We start from the raw sequence: 14,366 nt of genomic DNA on the forward strand, positions 1-14,366 counted from the left end.
GCAAGAACGGACCTAGCCCGTCAGCACCGGAATCGCCTGCGGCACCATGAGCGGACGCACTTCCACCCATCTCTCCTCGGGCGTGCCCAATCCCGTCAGCTGCAGCACACCGCGCGCGTCGGCGATGTAGATCGCAGACGGCGACGCAACGATTGTCGATACGGGGGTCAGCAGGTTCCGGTCGTCCAGATCGGAGTTCACCCCGTCCAGGTTCACGCTGGCCACCAGATGCGACCCATCGTTGCGGGCGACCGCGATGTCATCACCGGTCCGCCAGGCCAGCGATACCGCCGAATTCCCAAGGCCGTAGCCGAGTCGGCGCGGATGCACCAGGGCGTAGTCGCCGCTATCGGTCTGCACGACGGTCGCCAGGATGACCTGTCCCTCGATGAGCATCGCGGCCCGAGTTCCATCCCGCGACAACGCCAATTCGCTGATCGGCCCCTTGTATTTCTGCGCCACCGCCGACACCTCGACAGGCAGCACCGCCACCATCGAAGTGGTGGATTCCTGGATGATGCGGACCACTCTGCCGCCGTCGATGACCGTCCACACCGCATCATCGAGCGCCCAGGTGGGCCGGGTCAGCGTCTTGCCGCCAACCGCCTCGCTGCCATTGGCGCCGTTGGCACCGACCCACAGCGACATCTGCGGATCATCCCCGTCCTGCACCCGCACCACGGAAGCCACCTGACGCCCGCTGCGGGACAGCGCGGCGGAAACTTGGTTCCCCACTTGACCAAATGATCCGCGCAGCGGTGTCGCGGCATCGCGGTCCACCGTGACCATCGACCCGTTCAACAATCCGTAGAGACCCACGCCCCCGCCCTCCGACGCGCCAGGGTCGGTGGACGCGACGTTCTGCGTGCTCCAACCCTGCGCGAACTGCTCATCGAGCGGAGCACCGTTGACCTGCAGGATGTACGGTCCCGCGATACCCGCACGCGAAAGCGTCCAAATCACTTGCGCGGCAAGGAACTGCCTGGTCCGCTGATCGGCCGTCAGATCGCCTTCCAGCTCTACTCGTACGCCGCCGTACCCGCGCCCGACATCCACCCTGCCGCCGTCGGCGCGTGTCACCGGGCCACGCAACCGCAGGCCGTTGAGGTGATTACGCACTGCTCCTGCGAGTTCTGGGCGCGGACCGGATAGCAACTTGTAGACGAGCTCGGTGGCCAACATGTCTGGATCGGCGACCGCCACGTACCTAGGGTCGGGTACCACCGTGCGGCCGGCGGGGTCTGCGAAGTAGACGGTGTACCGACGGTAGACGGCCTGAAACTGCGCCCAGTCCAGGAAAACACCGTTAGGTAACGAGTCAATTCGCCACTCGCCGTTGGCCTTTATCAACGCGAACTGCGGAGCCTGGGTATCGCCCTGGGCGGTTTCGAAGACCCCGATATCGGACAGGGTGCCCAGTTTGTTGGCGCGTACGTTGATCGTCCACCGGTCGACCCCGCGCTGGTCGGCGAACACCGGGGACTCGATGAGCACCGCGTCACCCGCATCGTCCCAAGACCGCGAGGCGGATTCGGTGAGGAACTGGCGTGCGGCGCGGTGCCTGTTCGACGGGTCGGCCGTGGCCTTCAGGAATTCGCGCAGCACCGTCTCGGGCTCCATGCCCGGGGTCGGAGCCGGAATCCCCGGCGGCGCCGGGCGCTGCACCGTGCCGATGGCCTGCGGCGAGGATGAGGATGGCACTCCTGCACATCCGGTCAGCACAACCGCCAGCGCGGTCAGAATCGCCATCATCTTCCGGCGCATCATGACGAGTCCCCCACCCGCTCGGTCGCATCTCCCGCCGCGCCCGAGGTGCGCATGGGCGTCGTCTCCTGCTCCCCCGGGTGTGTTCCCCGCGGAACCGGCCGGCGCACAGCAGAACTCGGACGACTGACCGGATTCAACGGAAGGGGGCTCGTCGTCACTTTATGCCCGCGCACCAACGGCACCGTCAGGCGGAACAACGCCCCCTTACCCGGCTCACCCCATGCCTCCAAGCGCCCCTGGTGCAGCCGGGCGTCCTCGACGCTGATCGCCAATCCCAGTCCGGTACCGCCGGAGTGGCGCTTGCGCGACGGGTCGGCGCGCCAGAACCGGTTGAACACCAGCTTCTCCTCGCCGGGACGCAGGCCAACCCCGAGGTCCCGCACGGTGACGGCGACGCTGTCGATATCGGCGGCCATCCTGATGGTGACGGGCTTGTGCTCGCTGTGGTCGATCGCGTTGGCGACAAGGTTGCGCAAAATCCGTTCCACGCGACGCGGATCCACCTCGGCGATGATTGCGCTGTCGGGCAGGTCGAGCTCCACCGTGGTGTCCAACTCATCGGCGAGATGCTGAACCGAGGCCACGACGGTCTTGACGGTGTCGCGCAGATCCACCTGCTCGGCGGACAGCTCGGCAACACCGGCGTCGTGCCGCGAGATCTCCAGCAGGTCGGCCAACAACGTCTCGAAGCGATCCAGCTCATTGGTCATCAGCTCGGCGGAACGCTGCAGTGACGGATCGAGCTCTTCCCGGTTGTCGTAGATGAGGTCGGCGGCCATCCGCACGGTGGTCAGCGGGGTGCGCAGTTCGTGGCTGACGTCAGAGGTGAAGCGGCGCTGCAGGTTTCCAAACTCTTCCAGTTGTGTGATTTCGCGCGACAGGCTTTCGGCCATGTCATTGAAGGACACGGCAAGGCGCGCCATATCGTCGACACCGCGCACCGGCATGCGTTCGGACAGATGTCCTTCGGCGAATCGTTCGGCGATCCGCGAGGCCGATCGCACCGGAAGCACCACCTGGCGGGCGACCAACAGCGCGACCGCGGCAAGCAACACCAGTAACACCACGCCACCGGTGACAATGGTGCCGCGCACCAGGGAGATGGTGCTTTCCTCATTCGAGAGCGGAAAGACCAAATAGAGTTCGAGCGCAGTGACTTTCGACGTCGTCGGCGAGCCGATGACCAACGCCTTCCCCGAGAAACCCTCGGTGTGCACGGTCGAATACTGATAACTGACCTGACCGGCCTTGACGAATTCACGCAGCGGGCCCGGGATCTGGCTGGCGGGTCCCGCCGAGGTGGCCGCGCGCGGCCCGTCGCCGGGAACGAGCAGTACTGCGTCGAACGCCCCAGCGCCGCCGCCCTCGGAACCCTTGTTGCGGTTCAGCAGTTGGTTACGGGCCAGCTCCAGGCTGCTCTGCAGCGATCGAGATTCCTCGCCGCCGACATCATCACTGACGATGACACGCGCACGTTCCATCTCTTCCGTCGCGACCCGGATCTTTGATTCCAGGATGCGGTCAGTCACCTGGCTGGTGAGCACAAAACCCAGAATCAGGATGACCAGGGAAGACAGCGCCAGATTGGACACCACCACCCGCACCTGCAGGGAACGGCGCCAGGTGAACCCGACCGCTCGACTCAGTGCCTTCAGTCCGCGAAGCAGTGGTGCTGATCGCCGCTGAATGCGCCGTTTCGAGCTGAAGATCACGGGGGTCCGGCCTTATATCCCACTCCTCGAACGGTCAACACCACGGTCGGATTCTCCGGGTCCTTCTCGACCTTCGCCCGCAGACGCTGCACGTGGACATTCACCAGCCGGGTATCGGCCGGGTGACGGTAACCCCACACCTGTTCGAGCAGCACATCACGAGTAAACACCTGGCGCGGTTTGCGTGCCAGCGCCACCAGCAGGTCGAATTCCAGCGGGGTCAGCGAGATCTGCTCGCCGCCCTCACGCGTCACCTTGTGCGCGGGCACATCGATCTCGATGCCCGCGATGTTCAGCATCTCGGCGGGCTCGTCGTCGTTGCGGCGCAACCGGGCACGGATGCGGGCGACAAGCTCCTTGGGTTTGAACGGCTTCATGATGTAGTCGTCGGCGCCGGACTCCAGACCCAGCACCACGTCGACAGTGTCGGTCTTGGCAGTGAGCATGATGATCGGCACACCGGAATCGGAGCGCAGCACTCTGCACACATCGATACCGTTCATCCCGGGCAGCATGAGGTCCAGCAGCACCAGATCGGGACGCAACTCACGAACTGCGGTGAGCGCCTGTGTGCCGTCGCTGACTACCGCCGTCTCGAAACCCTCCCCGCGCAACACGATGGTGAGCATCTCGGCCAATGACGCGTCATCGTCGACAACAAGGATCCTTTGCCTCATAGATCCCATCGTGTCACTAGATCGTGACAAAACCGGGGTACCGAGGGGGTGAGTTGCCGTGTATTCCCGCCGACACGCCGTCCGCTGGCGGGTTCGTATCGCACATCCTCGCCACGAACGGGCGTGTCGGCACAGGATTTAGGTGGGCTGCTGACGGATCTTGAACTTCTGAACCTTCCCCGTGGCGGTTCTGGGCAGCGCGTCGACGAACTCGACGCGCTTGGGGCACTTGTATCCGGCCAGACGCTCCCGGCAATGCGCGACAAGGTCCGCCCCCGTCGGCGGGTCTGTGTCTGGGGCTGTCTGGGAAACCACGACCACCGCGGTGACCAACTCACCCCATTTTTCGTCGGGCATCCCGACGACGGCGGCCTCGCGGACGCCCGGATGCGATATCAACGCGTCTTCCACCTCGATGGAGGTCACGTTCTCGCCGCCGGTGATGATGACGTCCTTCTTGCGATCCGAAATGGACAGGTATCCGTCGGACATGGATCCGCGGTCGCCGGTATGAAACCAATTACCCGCCAATGCGTCTGCCGTTGCCTCCGGCTGGTCCCAATATCCGTCGAGATTCGTGTTGGACTGGGTGAGCACCTCACCGTCCTCGGCAATCGACACCCGGACGCCGATCGCCGGAGCACCCGCCCGGCCCAGCATGCCGGCCTGCTGCTGCTCGTCGAGATCGGCCCATTCGGACCGAAAGCGGTTCATGGTGATGAGCGGAGCCGTCTCGGTGAGCCCATAGATCTGAATGAACTCCCAGCCGAGTTCGGCGCGCACCCGCGCGATAGTGCGCGTCGGTGGTGGCGCCCCCGCGACGATGATCCGCACCCGGTCCCGGCCAGGGGTCGGCCCCGGCCAGTGCGCGGCGGCATCGAGCACGGAATCGACGACCGTTGGCGCCGCGCACATTACGGTCACTCCGCGCTCGGCGACGCGCCTCAGGATCTCGTCGCCGTCAATTTTGCGCAGCACGATGTGCCGTGCACCCATGCCGGTGGCCGCGTACGGCCAGCCCCATCCGTTGCAATGGAACATCGGCAAGGTATGCAACACCACATCGTCATCGCGCAGGGTGGCATGCAATCCAAACACGACGGCGTTGATCCAGATGTTGCGATGAGTGAGCTGAACGCCCTTGGGACGACTGGTGGTACCCGAGGTGTAATTCAGTGTGGCGGTGGTCGATTCATCGCCAGCCCACGGATTTGGATCTGTTTCCGTTCCGAAGATCGCGGCGTCATCCTCGCCCAGCACGAAGTTGTGAGTGGCGCGCACGGTGTCCAGCAGCCCCCGCACCTCGGGATCCACCATCAGCACCGAAGCGCCCGAATGTTCGACGATGTACTCGATCTCGGCCGGAGCCAGCCGAAAATTGATGGGCACCAGGATGCGTCCCCACCCGGACACCCCGAAGAAAGATGTGAGCAACCGCGAGCCGTTGTGCGAGACGATCGCCACCCGCTCCCCCGGCCCCACCCCGAGGCCGTCCAGCGCCGCCGCCTGCCCGCGCGCCCGCGCAGCGAGCTGCCGGTAGGTCAATGGCCCCCAGGATGGCGCCGGCTGAATCGGCTCGTCGACCACGCCGACCCGGTCGGGGTACACCAGCTCTGCCCGGTCCAGAAAGTCACGAACACCCAGATCGAAGAACACGCACCAATCCTGCCGCCCCGCGCGGGGTGCGGTGTGGATATCCGCCAAGCAACGGCGCGTCTTGCCGGTCGCTGGTGACGGGTGTTTAATGGTGACGCTTGTTCAGCAGTGGTTCATGTGCGCTTTGCGCCCACGACTAGGAGGTGACGCGACTATGTCCGATAGTCAACCTCCGAGTATCCACAGCGCCTTCTAACGCAGACCCGGGTCGCGCTCGAAGGCGCTCTTGTTGCACCGATTTGTGTGTACCTCGAAGTCACTGCGAGAGAACAGGCCCCGTCATGAGTCATTGGGATGTCATCATCCGCGTAGCCCTGGGATTTGCCCTAGGCTGCGCCATCGGAATCGAGCGGCAGTGGCGCGCCAAAAATGCGGGCTTGCGCACCAACGCACTGGTGTGCCTGGGCGCGACGCTGTTCGTCATCATGGGCGCCTACAGCTTTCATGGTCCCGGCGCTGATCCAACTCGCGTTGCCGCGCAAATTGTTTCAGGTATCGGCTTCCTGGGCGCCGGCGTGATCATGAAGCAGGGCGCCAACATCACCGGGCTGAACACCGCCGCCACCATGTGGGCGACCGCCGCAGTCGGCGCCCTGGCGGGCGGAGGGATGTATGACGTGGCCATCATTGGCACGGCGGCAATCGTGCTGGCCAACGTGCTGTTGCGACCGCTTGGCCACCTGCTCGATCGTCAACCGGCCATCGGTCGCGAAACTAACCCCGCGGAGTACCTGTTCGAGGTCACCACCACCGACGAGACCGAGGCACATATCCGGGCGCTCACCGTGCAGGCCGTGAGCAGGCCCGAGTTCGCGCTGCAATCGGTGCGGTCCTATGACGTCGAGGACGGCAAGCACGTGCGGGTGGTGGCGAAGCTGAGCACGGCGGAGCGCAACGACTCCCTCTTGGAGTCCGCGGTGAGCCGGCTGAGCATGGAGCCCGCCGTCTCATCGGTGCGCTGGCACGTCGACCGCGAGGAAGGGGCGGAAGCCAGTGAATGGTAAGGGCCCAAAGGAGATCCGATGATTTCAATTCGCAGGAGTGCCCTCAAACGGACGCCGTCACCCGAGGAATTCATGGCGGTGCACCGTGACGTGAATGAACACGGCCACGGCCTCCCCGCCTGCTCGGTTGAGGCGAGCATCGTCAACAGCTCGGTGTACCGCGACGGCGTCAAGATCAGCACCACCAAAACCCTGGCCGATGCGCTCAACAGCCTGCCCGACGACTCGTCGATGGCGTGGATAGGCCTGTACCGCCCCAATGACGACCAATTGCTTGCAGCTGCAGATGAATTCGGCCTGCATCCGCTAGCTGTCGAGGATGCTATCGACGCGCACCAGCGCCCGAAGCTTGAGCGCTACGGCAACACGCTATTCGTGGTGTTGCGCGCGGCGCGCTACGTGGACCGCACCGAGCGTGTCGATTTCGGTGAGCTGCACGTGTTCTGCGGCAGGAACTTCGTTCTCACTGTCCGCCACGCCGAGTCCCCTGACCTGTCGGCGGTGCGGGCCCGCATGGAAAGCCACCCCGAGCTGCTCCGACTCGGGCCCGAAGCGGTGCTGTATGCCATCTGCGATGCCGTAGTGGACGGGTATGCACCCGTCATCGCCGGCCTGCAGAACGATATCGACGAAATCGAGACCGAGGTATTCAGCGGCGATCCCAATGTGTCGCAGCGTATCTACAACCTGTCGCGCGAGGTGATCGAGTTTCAGCGCGCCACCAAACCGTTGTTGGCCATGCTCAACAGCCTGTCGACGGGCTTCTCGAAGTACAACTCGAACGAGGAGCTGCGCAGCTATCTGCGCGACGTCACCGACCACGCCACCATTGTGGTGGAGCGGGCCGACGGTTTCCGGCAGCTGTTGGACAACATCCTGACGGTGCATTCCACCCTGGTGACTCAGGAACAGAACGTGGCGATGCGCAAGCTTGCCGAGACGGCGTATCAGCAGAATGAGGAGATCAAGAAGGTGTCGGCGTGGGCGGCGATCCTGTTCGCCCCCACGCTGATCGGCACCGTCTACGGCATGAACTTCAACAACATGCCGGAGTTGGTGTGGAACTACGGGTACCCGTTCGCGCTCGGGCTGATGGTGCTGACCTGCGTCGGCTTGTACACGATCTTCAAGGGCCGCAACTGGCTGTGACCTTCTTCGCCGAGAGTGAAGCTGTTGCGGACTTTCAGCCGATTTCCCGCAACAGCTTCACTCTCGACGAAGAAGTGACGAGGCGAGCGCCTCTGGATCGCTGCCGTCGGTGACCACCCACGGTCCACCCCAGTTCCGTTGCGCCAAATCGGCGTATGCCGCGGACACCCGGGCCTGCAGATCTCCGTCGCGCTCATACGTATCGCGGGTGCGGTCACTCTCCTGCTGCTCACGCCGGCGGGCCCGCTGCTGGGCGACCTCCGGCGAAACATTCAGGAACACTTGCCAATCGGGGTGCGGCAATTCGAAGCGTTCGTATTCGAGCGCGTACACCCACTGGGCCATGTCGCCGTCAGCGTCCTGATGCAGCCGCGCCGCACCGTATGCGGCATTGGAGGCCACCCAACGATCCAGGATCACCAGGTCGCGGGAGGCGGACAGCTCGCCGAGCTCATCAACGGCGTCACGGCGATCCAACGCGAACAGCAGCCCCATCGCGTACGCGGAGGACACCACATCGCCGTGCCCGCCTTTGAGCGATTCGGCCGCAAGATCAGCGTGCACCGAGCGTCCGTAGCGCGGGAAGGCCAGCGTCGCAACCGATAATCCCTGGGCGGCGCACCGCTTCATCAGCGCCTCGGTAAGCGTGCGCTTGCCCGCGCCGTCGACACCCTCGATCGCAATCAGCTGGCCCACGGCTGGTCAGCCTACGCAAAGGCCCCCGACACCGGAGTGCCGAGGGCCTTGTGACGTGTGGAGAATCAGTAGCGGTAGTGCTCCGGCTTGAACGGGCCGTCCACGTCCACACCGATGTACTCGGCCTGGTCCTTGCTGAGCTTGGTCAGCGTTCCGCCGAGAGCCTCGACGTGGATCTTGGCCACCTTCTCGTCCAGGTGCTTGGCGAGGCGGTAGACCTCGTTGTCGTACTCGTCGTTCTTGGTCCACAGCTCGATCTGCGCGATCACCTGGTTGGAGAAGCTGTTGCTCATCACGAACGACGGGTGACCCGTGGCGTTACCCAGGTTGAGCAGACGCCCCTCGGACAGCACGATGATCGACTTGCCTGAGTCACCGAAGGTCCACAGGTCCACCTGCGGCTTGATGTTCAGGCGGGTAGCGCCCGACTTCTCTAAGGCGGCCATATCGATCTCGTTGTCGAAGTGGCCGATGTTGCCCAGGATCGCCTGGTCCTTCATGGCCTTCATGTGGTCGAGCAGGATGATGTCGAAGTTGCCGGTTGCGGTAACCACGATGTCGGCATTGCCGATCGCCTGCTCGACGGTCACGACGTCAAACCCGTCCATCAACGCCTGCAGCGCGTTGATGGGATCGATCTCGGTGACTTGCACGCGGGCTCCCTGCCCGGCGAGCGACTCGGCGCAACCCTTGCCGACATCGCCGTAGCCGCAGATCAGCACCTTCTTGCCACCGATCAACACATCGGTGCCACGGTTGATGCCGTCGACCAGCGAGTGCCGGGTGCCGTACTTGTTGTCGAACTTGCTCTTGGTCACCGAGTCGTTGACGTTGATGGCCGGGAACACCAGCTCACCCGCGGCAGCGAACTGGTACAGACGCAGCACACCAGTGGTGGTCTCCTCGGTGACGCCCTGGACCGATGCGGCGATCTTGGTCCACTTGTCTTTGTCGGTCTCGAACCGCTTACGGCAGAGGCTCAGGAAGACCTTCCATTCCGCCGAGTCGTTCTCGTCCTCGGGCGGCACCACGCCGGCCTTCTCGTACTGTGCACCGCGCAGCACCAGCGTGGTGGCGTCGCCGCCGTCGTCGAGGATCATGTTGGCGGGTTCGTTCGGCCAGGTGAGCATCTGCTCAGCGGCCCACCAGTACTCCTCCAGCGTCTCGCCCTTCCAGGCGAAGACGGGAGTGCCCTGCGGCTCCTCGGGGGTCCCGTGGGGGCCGACGACGATGGCAGCAGCCGCGTGGTCCTGGGTGGAGAAGATGTTGCACGACGCCCAGCGCACCTCGGCGCCGAGCGCCACGAGGGTCTCGATCAACACCGCGGTCTGGATCGTCATGTGCAGCGAGCCGGAGATGCGAGCGCCCTTGAGCGGCAACACATCCGCGTACTCGCGGCGCAGCGCCATGAGGCCCGGCATCTCGTGCTCGGCAAGCCGGATCTCCTTGCGGCCGAACTCGGCCTCGGAAAGATCGGCCACCTTGAAATCAATGCCGTTGCGTACGTCGGCCACCAGCTCGGTCATCGCCACCTCATTCGCGTCTTTTTGAGTATTTCCCGAATGTCAATGAAACTGACACATACGGGTCCGCCACCAGGTTAGCGCGTGCGAGGGACTCATGGATGAGCCGCCCGGGCGAAGACCAACAACCGTAGTGAGATCAGGTAGCGAGATTGGCGTTGGCCACCACAAATGGGGACAGTAGCCGTGCCATATCGAGCGCCACATCATGATCCGACTCCGGCGGCATCGACACATAGCTGATCGCCAGCCGGACAATCGACCTCGCCAGGATCGCGGCGTCCTCCTGACTGGCCGCGACCCAGCTGTTCATGAACGACTCGGTGAGCCGGGCCGAGGCCGGCAGCACGATCAATGCGCTATCCACCGTCACGAGGCGCATGAGCTCGGGCTTGGCCTCACCGGTAATCAGCGAAACGACCATGGGGTCCGCGGCGCTCTCGGCGAAGAAGGCAGCGAAGCCCTGATGCAACGCACCATGGATATCACCGACGTTCGCGTAGATCGCATCGTTGACGGAACCGGCCAGCCGCAGGGCCAGCCGCAGGGCATACCCCTGAGCCAGCCCCTGCCTGGAACCGAACTCGTTGTACAGCGTCTGACGGCTGACTCCCGCCCGGCGGGCCACCGCGGACATCGTCACCGCCGACCAGTCCTGTTGTCGCAGAAGGTCCCCCAGCGCATCGAGCACCGACTCGCGGAGCAGCGCCCGCGCGGCCTCGGCATACGGCACTCGTGACGTCACACCGGGGAGCCTCGCAGCCGTCACCGGCCCCGTCAACGTGGCAGTCGCGGATGAGGCGCTTGCGCGAAGACCGGCTGTCGCGGATGAGCCGCTCGCGCGAAGACCAGCTGTCATGGCCGCGCGATCTCCACCATCACGAAATCGGCCTTGGCGGCGCCGCAGTCGGGGCAGCTCCAGTCGTCGGGAATGTCATCCCAGCGCGTGCCGGGACCGAAACCGTCCTCGGGCCAGCCCACCGCTTCGTCGTACTGGAATCCGCACTGCATACATTCGAACAGCTTGTAGTCGTCGCTCATGAATCCGCTCCTTGTAAGGCTTCGAAGTCCAACTTCTCACGTACGCCACAATCGGGGCAGCACCAGTCATCGGGAATCTCCGACCACGCCGTCCCGGCCGGGAACCCCTCGCGAGGCGCTCCCGTGCTCTCGTCGTACACGTACTGACATACGGGGCAACGGTACTGGGACATGTCAGGCCGCACCTTCCGTCACGCCGTACTTGGCCAGGATCTTTGTGCGCTTGCTCGGCTGAATGTTCACCTTGGTGATGTCACCGTCGTAGTGATCCAGCACGCGCTGGTCCATGATCTTGCGCCACAGCGGTGGGAAGTAGGCCAGTGTCAGCATCGTCGCGTACCCACTGGGCAGGTTCGGCGCTCCGTCCATGCTGCGCAGGGTTTGGTAGCGCCGCGTGGGGTTGGCATGGTGATCGCTGTGCCGCTGCAGGTGGTACAGGAAGATGTTGGTCACCAGGTGATCGGAGTTCCAGCTGTGTGCCGGGCTGCACCGTTCGTAGCGCCCACCTGCCACCTTCTGCCGCATCAGACCGTAGTGCTCCAGATAGTTCACCGTCTCCAGGAAGGTGAAGCCGTAGATCGCTTGAATGATGAGGTACGGAATGACCGCGGTTCCGAAGATCGCGATAGTGACCCCAAACAGCACCACCGTCATCAGCCAGGCGTTGACTACATCGTTACTCGGGTGCAGCACAAAGCGATTCAGCCGCTTCATGCGGGTGGCCTCCAAATTCCACGAGGACTTCAAAGAGCCCCACACGCTGCGCGGCCAGAAGCCCCAGAACGTCTCACCGAATCTCGAGCTGGCCGGATCTTCGGGAGTCGCGACGCGCACGTGGTGTCCACGGTTGTGCTCGATGTAGAAGTGTCCGTAGAACGTCTGCGCCAGCGTGATTTTCGAGAGCCAACGCTCCAATTCGTCCTTCTTGTGCCCCATTTCGTGGGCGGTGTTGATACCGACGCCGCCAAGTACCCCGATCGACAACGCGATACCCAGCTTGGAGATCCAGCTGATGCCATTGTCGAACCCGATCCAACTCAGGTCGGTGGCGGTGAAGTAGTAGGCGCCCAGGAAGAAGCTCGCATACTGGAACGGGATGAAGATGTAGGTGCAGTACCGGTAGTACTTGTCGTTCTCCAGCGCCTCCATCACCTCATCGGGCGCGTTCTCACCATCGGCGCCGAAGTTCAGGTCCAGGAGCGGCAGGATCAAGTACACCAGCAGCGGGCCAATCCAGAAAAAAATTGGCGAGAACTGCTGCCAGCCGAGCTGGTTCATCACGTAGACCAGCGCTGTCGCGATGAGGATCGCGGTGGGCGGGATCATCCCGTAGAGCCACATGTAGCGCTTGCGGTCGCGCCACTGCGAGGTGGGCTGCGCTGGGCCAGTTTCCAGGTTGGACGTCATCGTCACTTCTCCTCGGTTGAAATATGCGTGAGGTGCGTCACCGAACAGACTTGACGATAGACCATATTTCGTCTGCGGTCTAGACAAATAACCATGATTTGTAAAGTGACTGGTGGCACGCGTCACTCAGCGGTCGCCGAGGCTACGGTTTTCGACTTATCTGCCGAGACGGGTGCGTGAGACGCGCACGTTGGCGCGGAAGGGGAGCTACTGCTCGACGGCTACACGCTGCCCCAGCACCGAATGCTGCCGGCTGTAGGCGAAGTAGACGACGACGCCGACCGCGATCCAGCTCAGCGCCACCACCCACGTCAGCACCGCGAGGTTCAGCATCAGCCACCCGCACGCCAAGATCGCCAACACGGGAAGCCACGGCACCCCCGGCGCCTTGAAGGCCCGTGGCAGGTCAGGTCGCGATCTGCGCAGCACAATGACGCCGGCCGACACCAGGATGAAGGCGAAAAGCGTGCCGGCGTTCACCACCTCCTCGAGGCGCCCAATCGGGAAGAACGCCGCGGCAATCGCCACCAACGCCCCCACGAGCAGTGTGATGCGCGCCGGCGTCCCTCGCTCCCCCGTCTTGGCTAGCTGGCGTGGGAGCAGGCCGTCGCGACACATCGCGAAGATGACCCGAATCTGACCGAGCATCAGCACCATGACAACGGTGGTCAGGCCGGCCAACGCACCCACCCCAATCACGGTTGCCGCCCACTCCACGTGATTCAGGCGGAAAGCGGTCGACAGCGTGGGGTGTTCGTCGGCGGCACGCAACTCGGTGTACTTGACCATGCCTGACAGAACGACGGTGACGGCGACATAGAGAACCGTGACGATCACCAAAGAGCCAAGGATCCCGCGCGGTACATCCTTCTGTGGATTGCGTGTCTCCTCCGCTGTCGTGGCGACCACATCGAAGCCAATGAAGGCGAAGAACACGATGGACGCGCCGGCCAGCACACCGAACAACCCGTAGTGGCCCCCGGGACCGCCGGCCAGGAACGAGAACAGCGTTTGGTTCAACCAACTCCCGCCCGAGCTGTCACCGGTTTCCGGTGGCGGAATATATGGCGAGTAGTTCGAAGCCTTGATAAAGAACGCCCCAACGACGATCACCAGCAGCACCACCGCGACCTTGACCGCAGTGATGATCGCGCTGACGCGCGCAGATAACTTCGTTCCGATGGCCAACAGCAGCGTCAGCACTGCGACGATCAGCAGCGCTCCCCAGTCCAACCGCACTGGACCCAAATGCACTGTCGCGCTGGGTAAATTGAACACTTCAACGAGGTACTTCGACCAACCCTTGGCCACGGTCGCCGCGCCGACCGAGAACTCCAGAATCAGATCCCACCCTAAGATCCACGCGGCGAACTCGCCGAACGTCGCGTAAGAGAAGGTATATGCGCTCCCCGCGACCGGAATCGTCGACGCGAACTCGGCGTAGCACATCGCGGCCAGGCCGCAGCCAATCGCCGCCATGACGAAGGACAGCGAGATCGCCGGTCCGGTGATATTGGCCGCCGTCGATGCGGTGACGGTGAAGATTCCGGCTCCGATGACCACCGAGACGCCGAAAACGGTAAGGTCCCACCAGGTTAGGTCTCTACGGAGCTTGGTCTCCGGCTCGTCGGTATCCGCGATCGACTGTTCGACAGACTTGGTACGCCACAATCCGCTACCCGGCATTACGGCAGTCTCGCACAACCCCCGTGCTCACGACGGTTGATCACACGC

The 14,366-nt window shown here is 63.7% G+C and carries 13 protein-coding genes; 2 read left to right on the forward strand and 11 right to left on the reverse strand.

What is annotated here, in order from left to right:
• Positions 1-12: 12 nt before the first annotated feature.
• The 4 genes from lpqB to FZI91_RS02490 form a co-directional block, all read right to left on the reverse strand.
• Positions 13-1,767, reverse strand: coding sequence for an MtrAB system accessory lipoprotein LpqB (gene lpqB / locus FZI91_RS02475; protein WP_155937069.1), 1,755 nt, complete (start codon positions 1,765-1,767; stop codon positions 13-15).
• Positions 1,764-3,479 (reverse strand): MtrAB system histidine kinase MtrB, encoded by a 1,716-nt coding sequence (mtrB, locus tag FZI91_RS02480; RefSeq protein WP_162525737.1) that lies wholly within the window; start codon positions 3,477-3,479, stop codon positions 1,764-1,766. The genes lpqB and mtrB overlap by 4 nt, the downstream gene beginning before the upstream one ends.
• The gene (mtrA, locus tag FZI91_RS02485) at positions 3,476-4,165 is read right to left on the reverse strand and encodes a two-component system response regulator MtrA (protein WP_155937070.1); all 690 of its coding nucleotides are present in this window, start codon (positions 4,163-4,165) and stop codon (positions 3,476-3,478) included. Before mtrA ends, mtrB begins: the two co-directional genes overlap by 4 nt.
• A gap of 129 nt (positions 4,166-4,294) precedes the next feature.
• A complete protein-coding gene (locus FZI91_RS02490) occupies positions 4,295-5,812 on the reverse strand; it encodes an AMP-binding protein (protein ID WP_162525736.1) in 1,518 nt (505 codons plus the stop codon).
• Between the two features lie 281 nt (positions 5,813-6,093).
• Between FZI91_RS02490 and FZI91_RS02495 the strand changes: the two genes are divergently transcribed.
• Together FZI91_RS02495 and FZI91_RS02500 are read left to right on the forward strand one after the other, a co-directional pair.
• Positions 6,094-6,816, forward strand: a complete 723-nt coding sequence (locus FZI91_RS02495; RefSeq protein ID WP_155937072.1) for an MgtC/SapB family protein — start codon at positions 6,094-6,096, stop codon at positions 6,814-6,816.
• 72 nt (positions 6,817-6,888) lie between these two features.
• Positions 6,889-7,965, forward strand: coding sequence for a magnesium and cobalt transport protein CorA (locus FZI91_RS02500; protein WP_239001677.1), 1,077 nt, complete (start codon positions 6,889-6,891; stop codon positions 7,963-7,965).
• Positions 7,966-8,022: 57 nt separating this feature from the next.
• Here the strand turns inward: FZI91_RS02500 and FZI91_RS02505 are convergent, their stop codons facing one another.
• The 7 genes from FZI91_RS02505 to FZI91_RS02535 all read right to left on the reverse strand — a co-directional run bounded on the left by FZI91_RS02505 (position 8,023) and on the right by FZI91_RS02535 (position 14,318).
• The gene (locus FZI91_RS02505; RefSeq protein ID WP_162525735.1) at positions 8,023-8,661 is read right to left on the reverse strand and encodes a dTMP kinase; all 639 of its coding nucleotides are present in this window, start codon (positions 8,659-8,661) and stop codon (positions 8,023-8,025) included.
• A gap of 65 nt (positions 8,662-8,726) precedes the next feature.
• Entirely contained in the window at positions 8,727-10,187 is a 1,461-nt protein-coding gene (gene ahcY, locus FZI91_RS02510) for an adenosylhomocysteinase (RefSeq protein WP_155937074.1), read from the reverse strand.
• Between the two features lie 136 nt (positions 10,188-10,323).
• Positions 10,324-10,917: a TetR family transcriptional regulator gene (locus tag FZI91_RS02515; RefSeq protein WP_162525770.1), complete on the reverse strand. Its 594-nt coding sequence runs from the start codon at positions 10,915-10,917 to the stop codon at positions 10,324-10,326.
• 122 nt (positions 10,918-11,039) lie between these two features.
• Positions 11,040-11,225: a rubredoxin gene (locus tag FZI91_RS02520; RefSeq protein ID WP_155937075.1), complete on the reverse strand. Its 186-nt coding sequence runs from the start codon at positions 11,223-11,225 to the stop codon at positions 11,040-11,042.
• Complete coding sequence (locus FZI91_RS02525; RefSeq protein ID WP_155937076.1) at positions 11,222-11,398, reverse strand: rubredoxin; 177 nt, start codon at positions 11,396-11,398, stop codon at positions 11,222-11,224. The genes FZI91_RS02520 and FZI91_RS02525 overlap by 4 nt, the downstream gene beginning before the upstream one ends.
• A 1-nt stretch (position 11,399) precedes the next feature.
• Positions 11,400-12,632: an alkane 1-monooxygenase gene (locus FZI91_RS02530; protein WP_155937077.1), complete on the reverse strand. Its 1,233-nt coding sequence runs from the start codon at positions 12,630-12,632 to the stop codon at positions 11,400-11,402.
• Positions 12,633-12,839: 207 nt separating this feature from the next.
• Positions 12,840-14,318, reverse strand: a complete 1,479-nt coding sequence (locus FZI91_RS02535) for an amino acid permease (RefSeq protein ID WP_155937078.1) — start codon at positions 14,316-14,318, stop codon at positions 12,840-12,842.
• Positions 14,319-14,366: the final 48 nt, after the last annotated feature.

Origin of the sequence: Mycobacteroides sp. CBMA 271 (genome assembly GCF_009729205.1) — a bacterium.
GTDB lineage: Bacteria > Actinomycetota > Actinomycetes > Mycobacteriales > Mycobacteriaceae > Mycobacterium.

Coding starts and splice junctions, on each gene's coding strand:
- lpqB (WP_155937069.1), bottom strand. CDS start 1,767: ATGATGCGCCGGAAGATGATGGCGATTCTGACCGCGCTGGCGGTTGTG.
- mtrA (WP_155937070.1), bottom strand. CDS start 4,165: ATGGGATCTATGAGGCAAAGGATCCTTGTTGTCGACGATGACGCGTCA.
- FZI91_RS02495 (WP_155937072.1), top strand. CDS start 6,094: ATGAGTCATTGGGATGTCATCATCCGCGTAGCCCTGGGATTTGCCCTA.
- FZI91_RS02500 (WP_239001677.1), top strand. CDS start 6,889: ATGGCGGTGCACCGTGACGTGAATGAACACGGCCACGGCCTCCCCGCC.
- ahcY (WP_155937074.1), bottom strand. CDS start 10,187: ATGACCGAGCTGGTGGCCGACGTACGCAACGGCATTGATTTCAAGGTG.
- FZI91_RS02520 (WP_155937075.1), bottom strand. CDS start 11,225: ATGAGCGACGACTACAAGCTGTTCGAATGTATGCAGTGCGGATTCCAG.
- FZI91_RS02525 (WP_155937076.1), bottom strand. CDS start 11,398: ATGTCCCAGTACCGTTGCCCCGTATGTCAGTACGTGTACGACGAGAGC.
- FZI91_RS02530 (WP_155937077.1), bottom strand. CDS start 12,632: ATGACGTCCAACCTGGAAACTGGCCCAGCGCAGCCCACCTCGCAGTGG.
- FZI91_RS02535 (WP_155937078.1), bottom strand. CDS start 14,318: ATGCCGGGTAGCGGATTGTGGCGTACCAAGTCTGTCGAACAGTCGATC.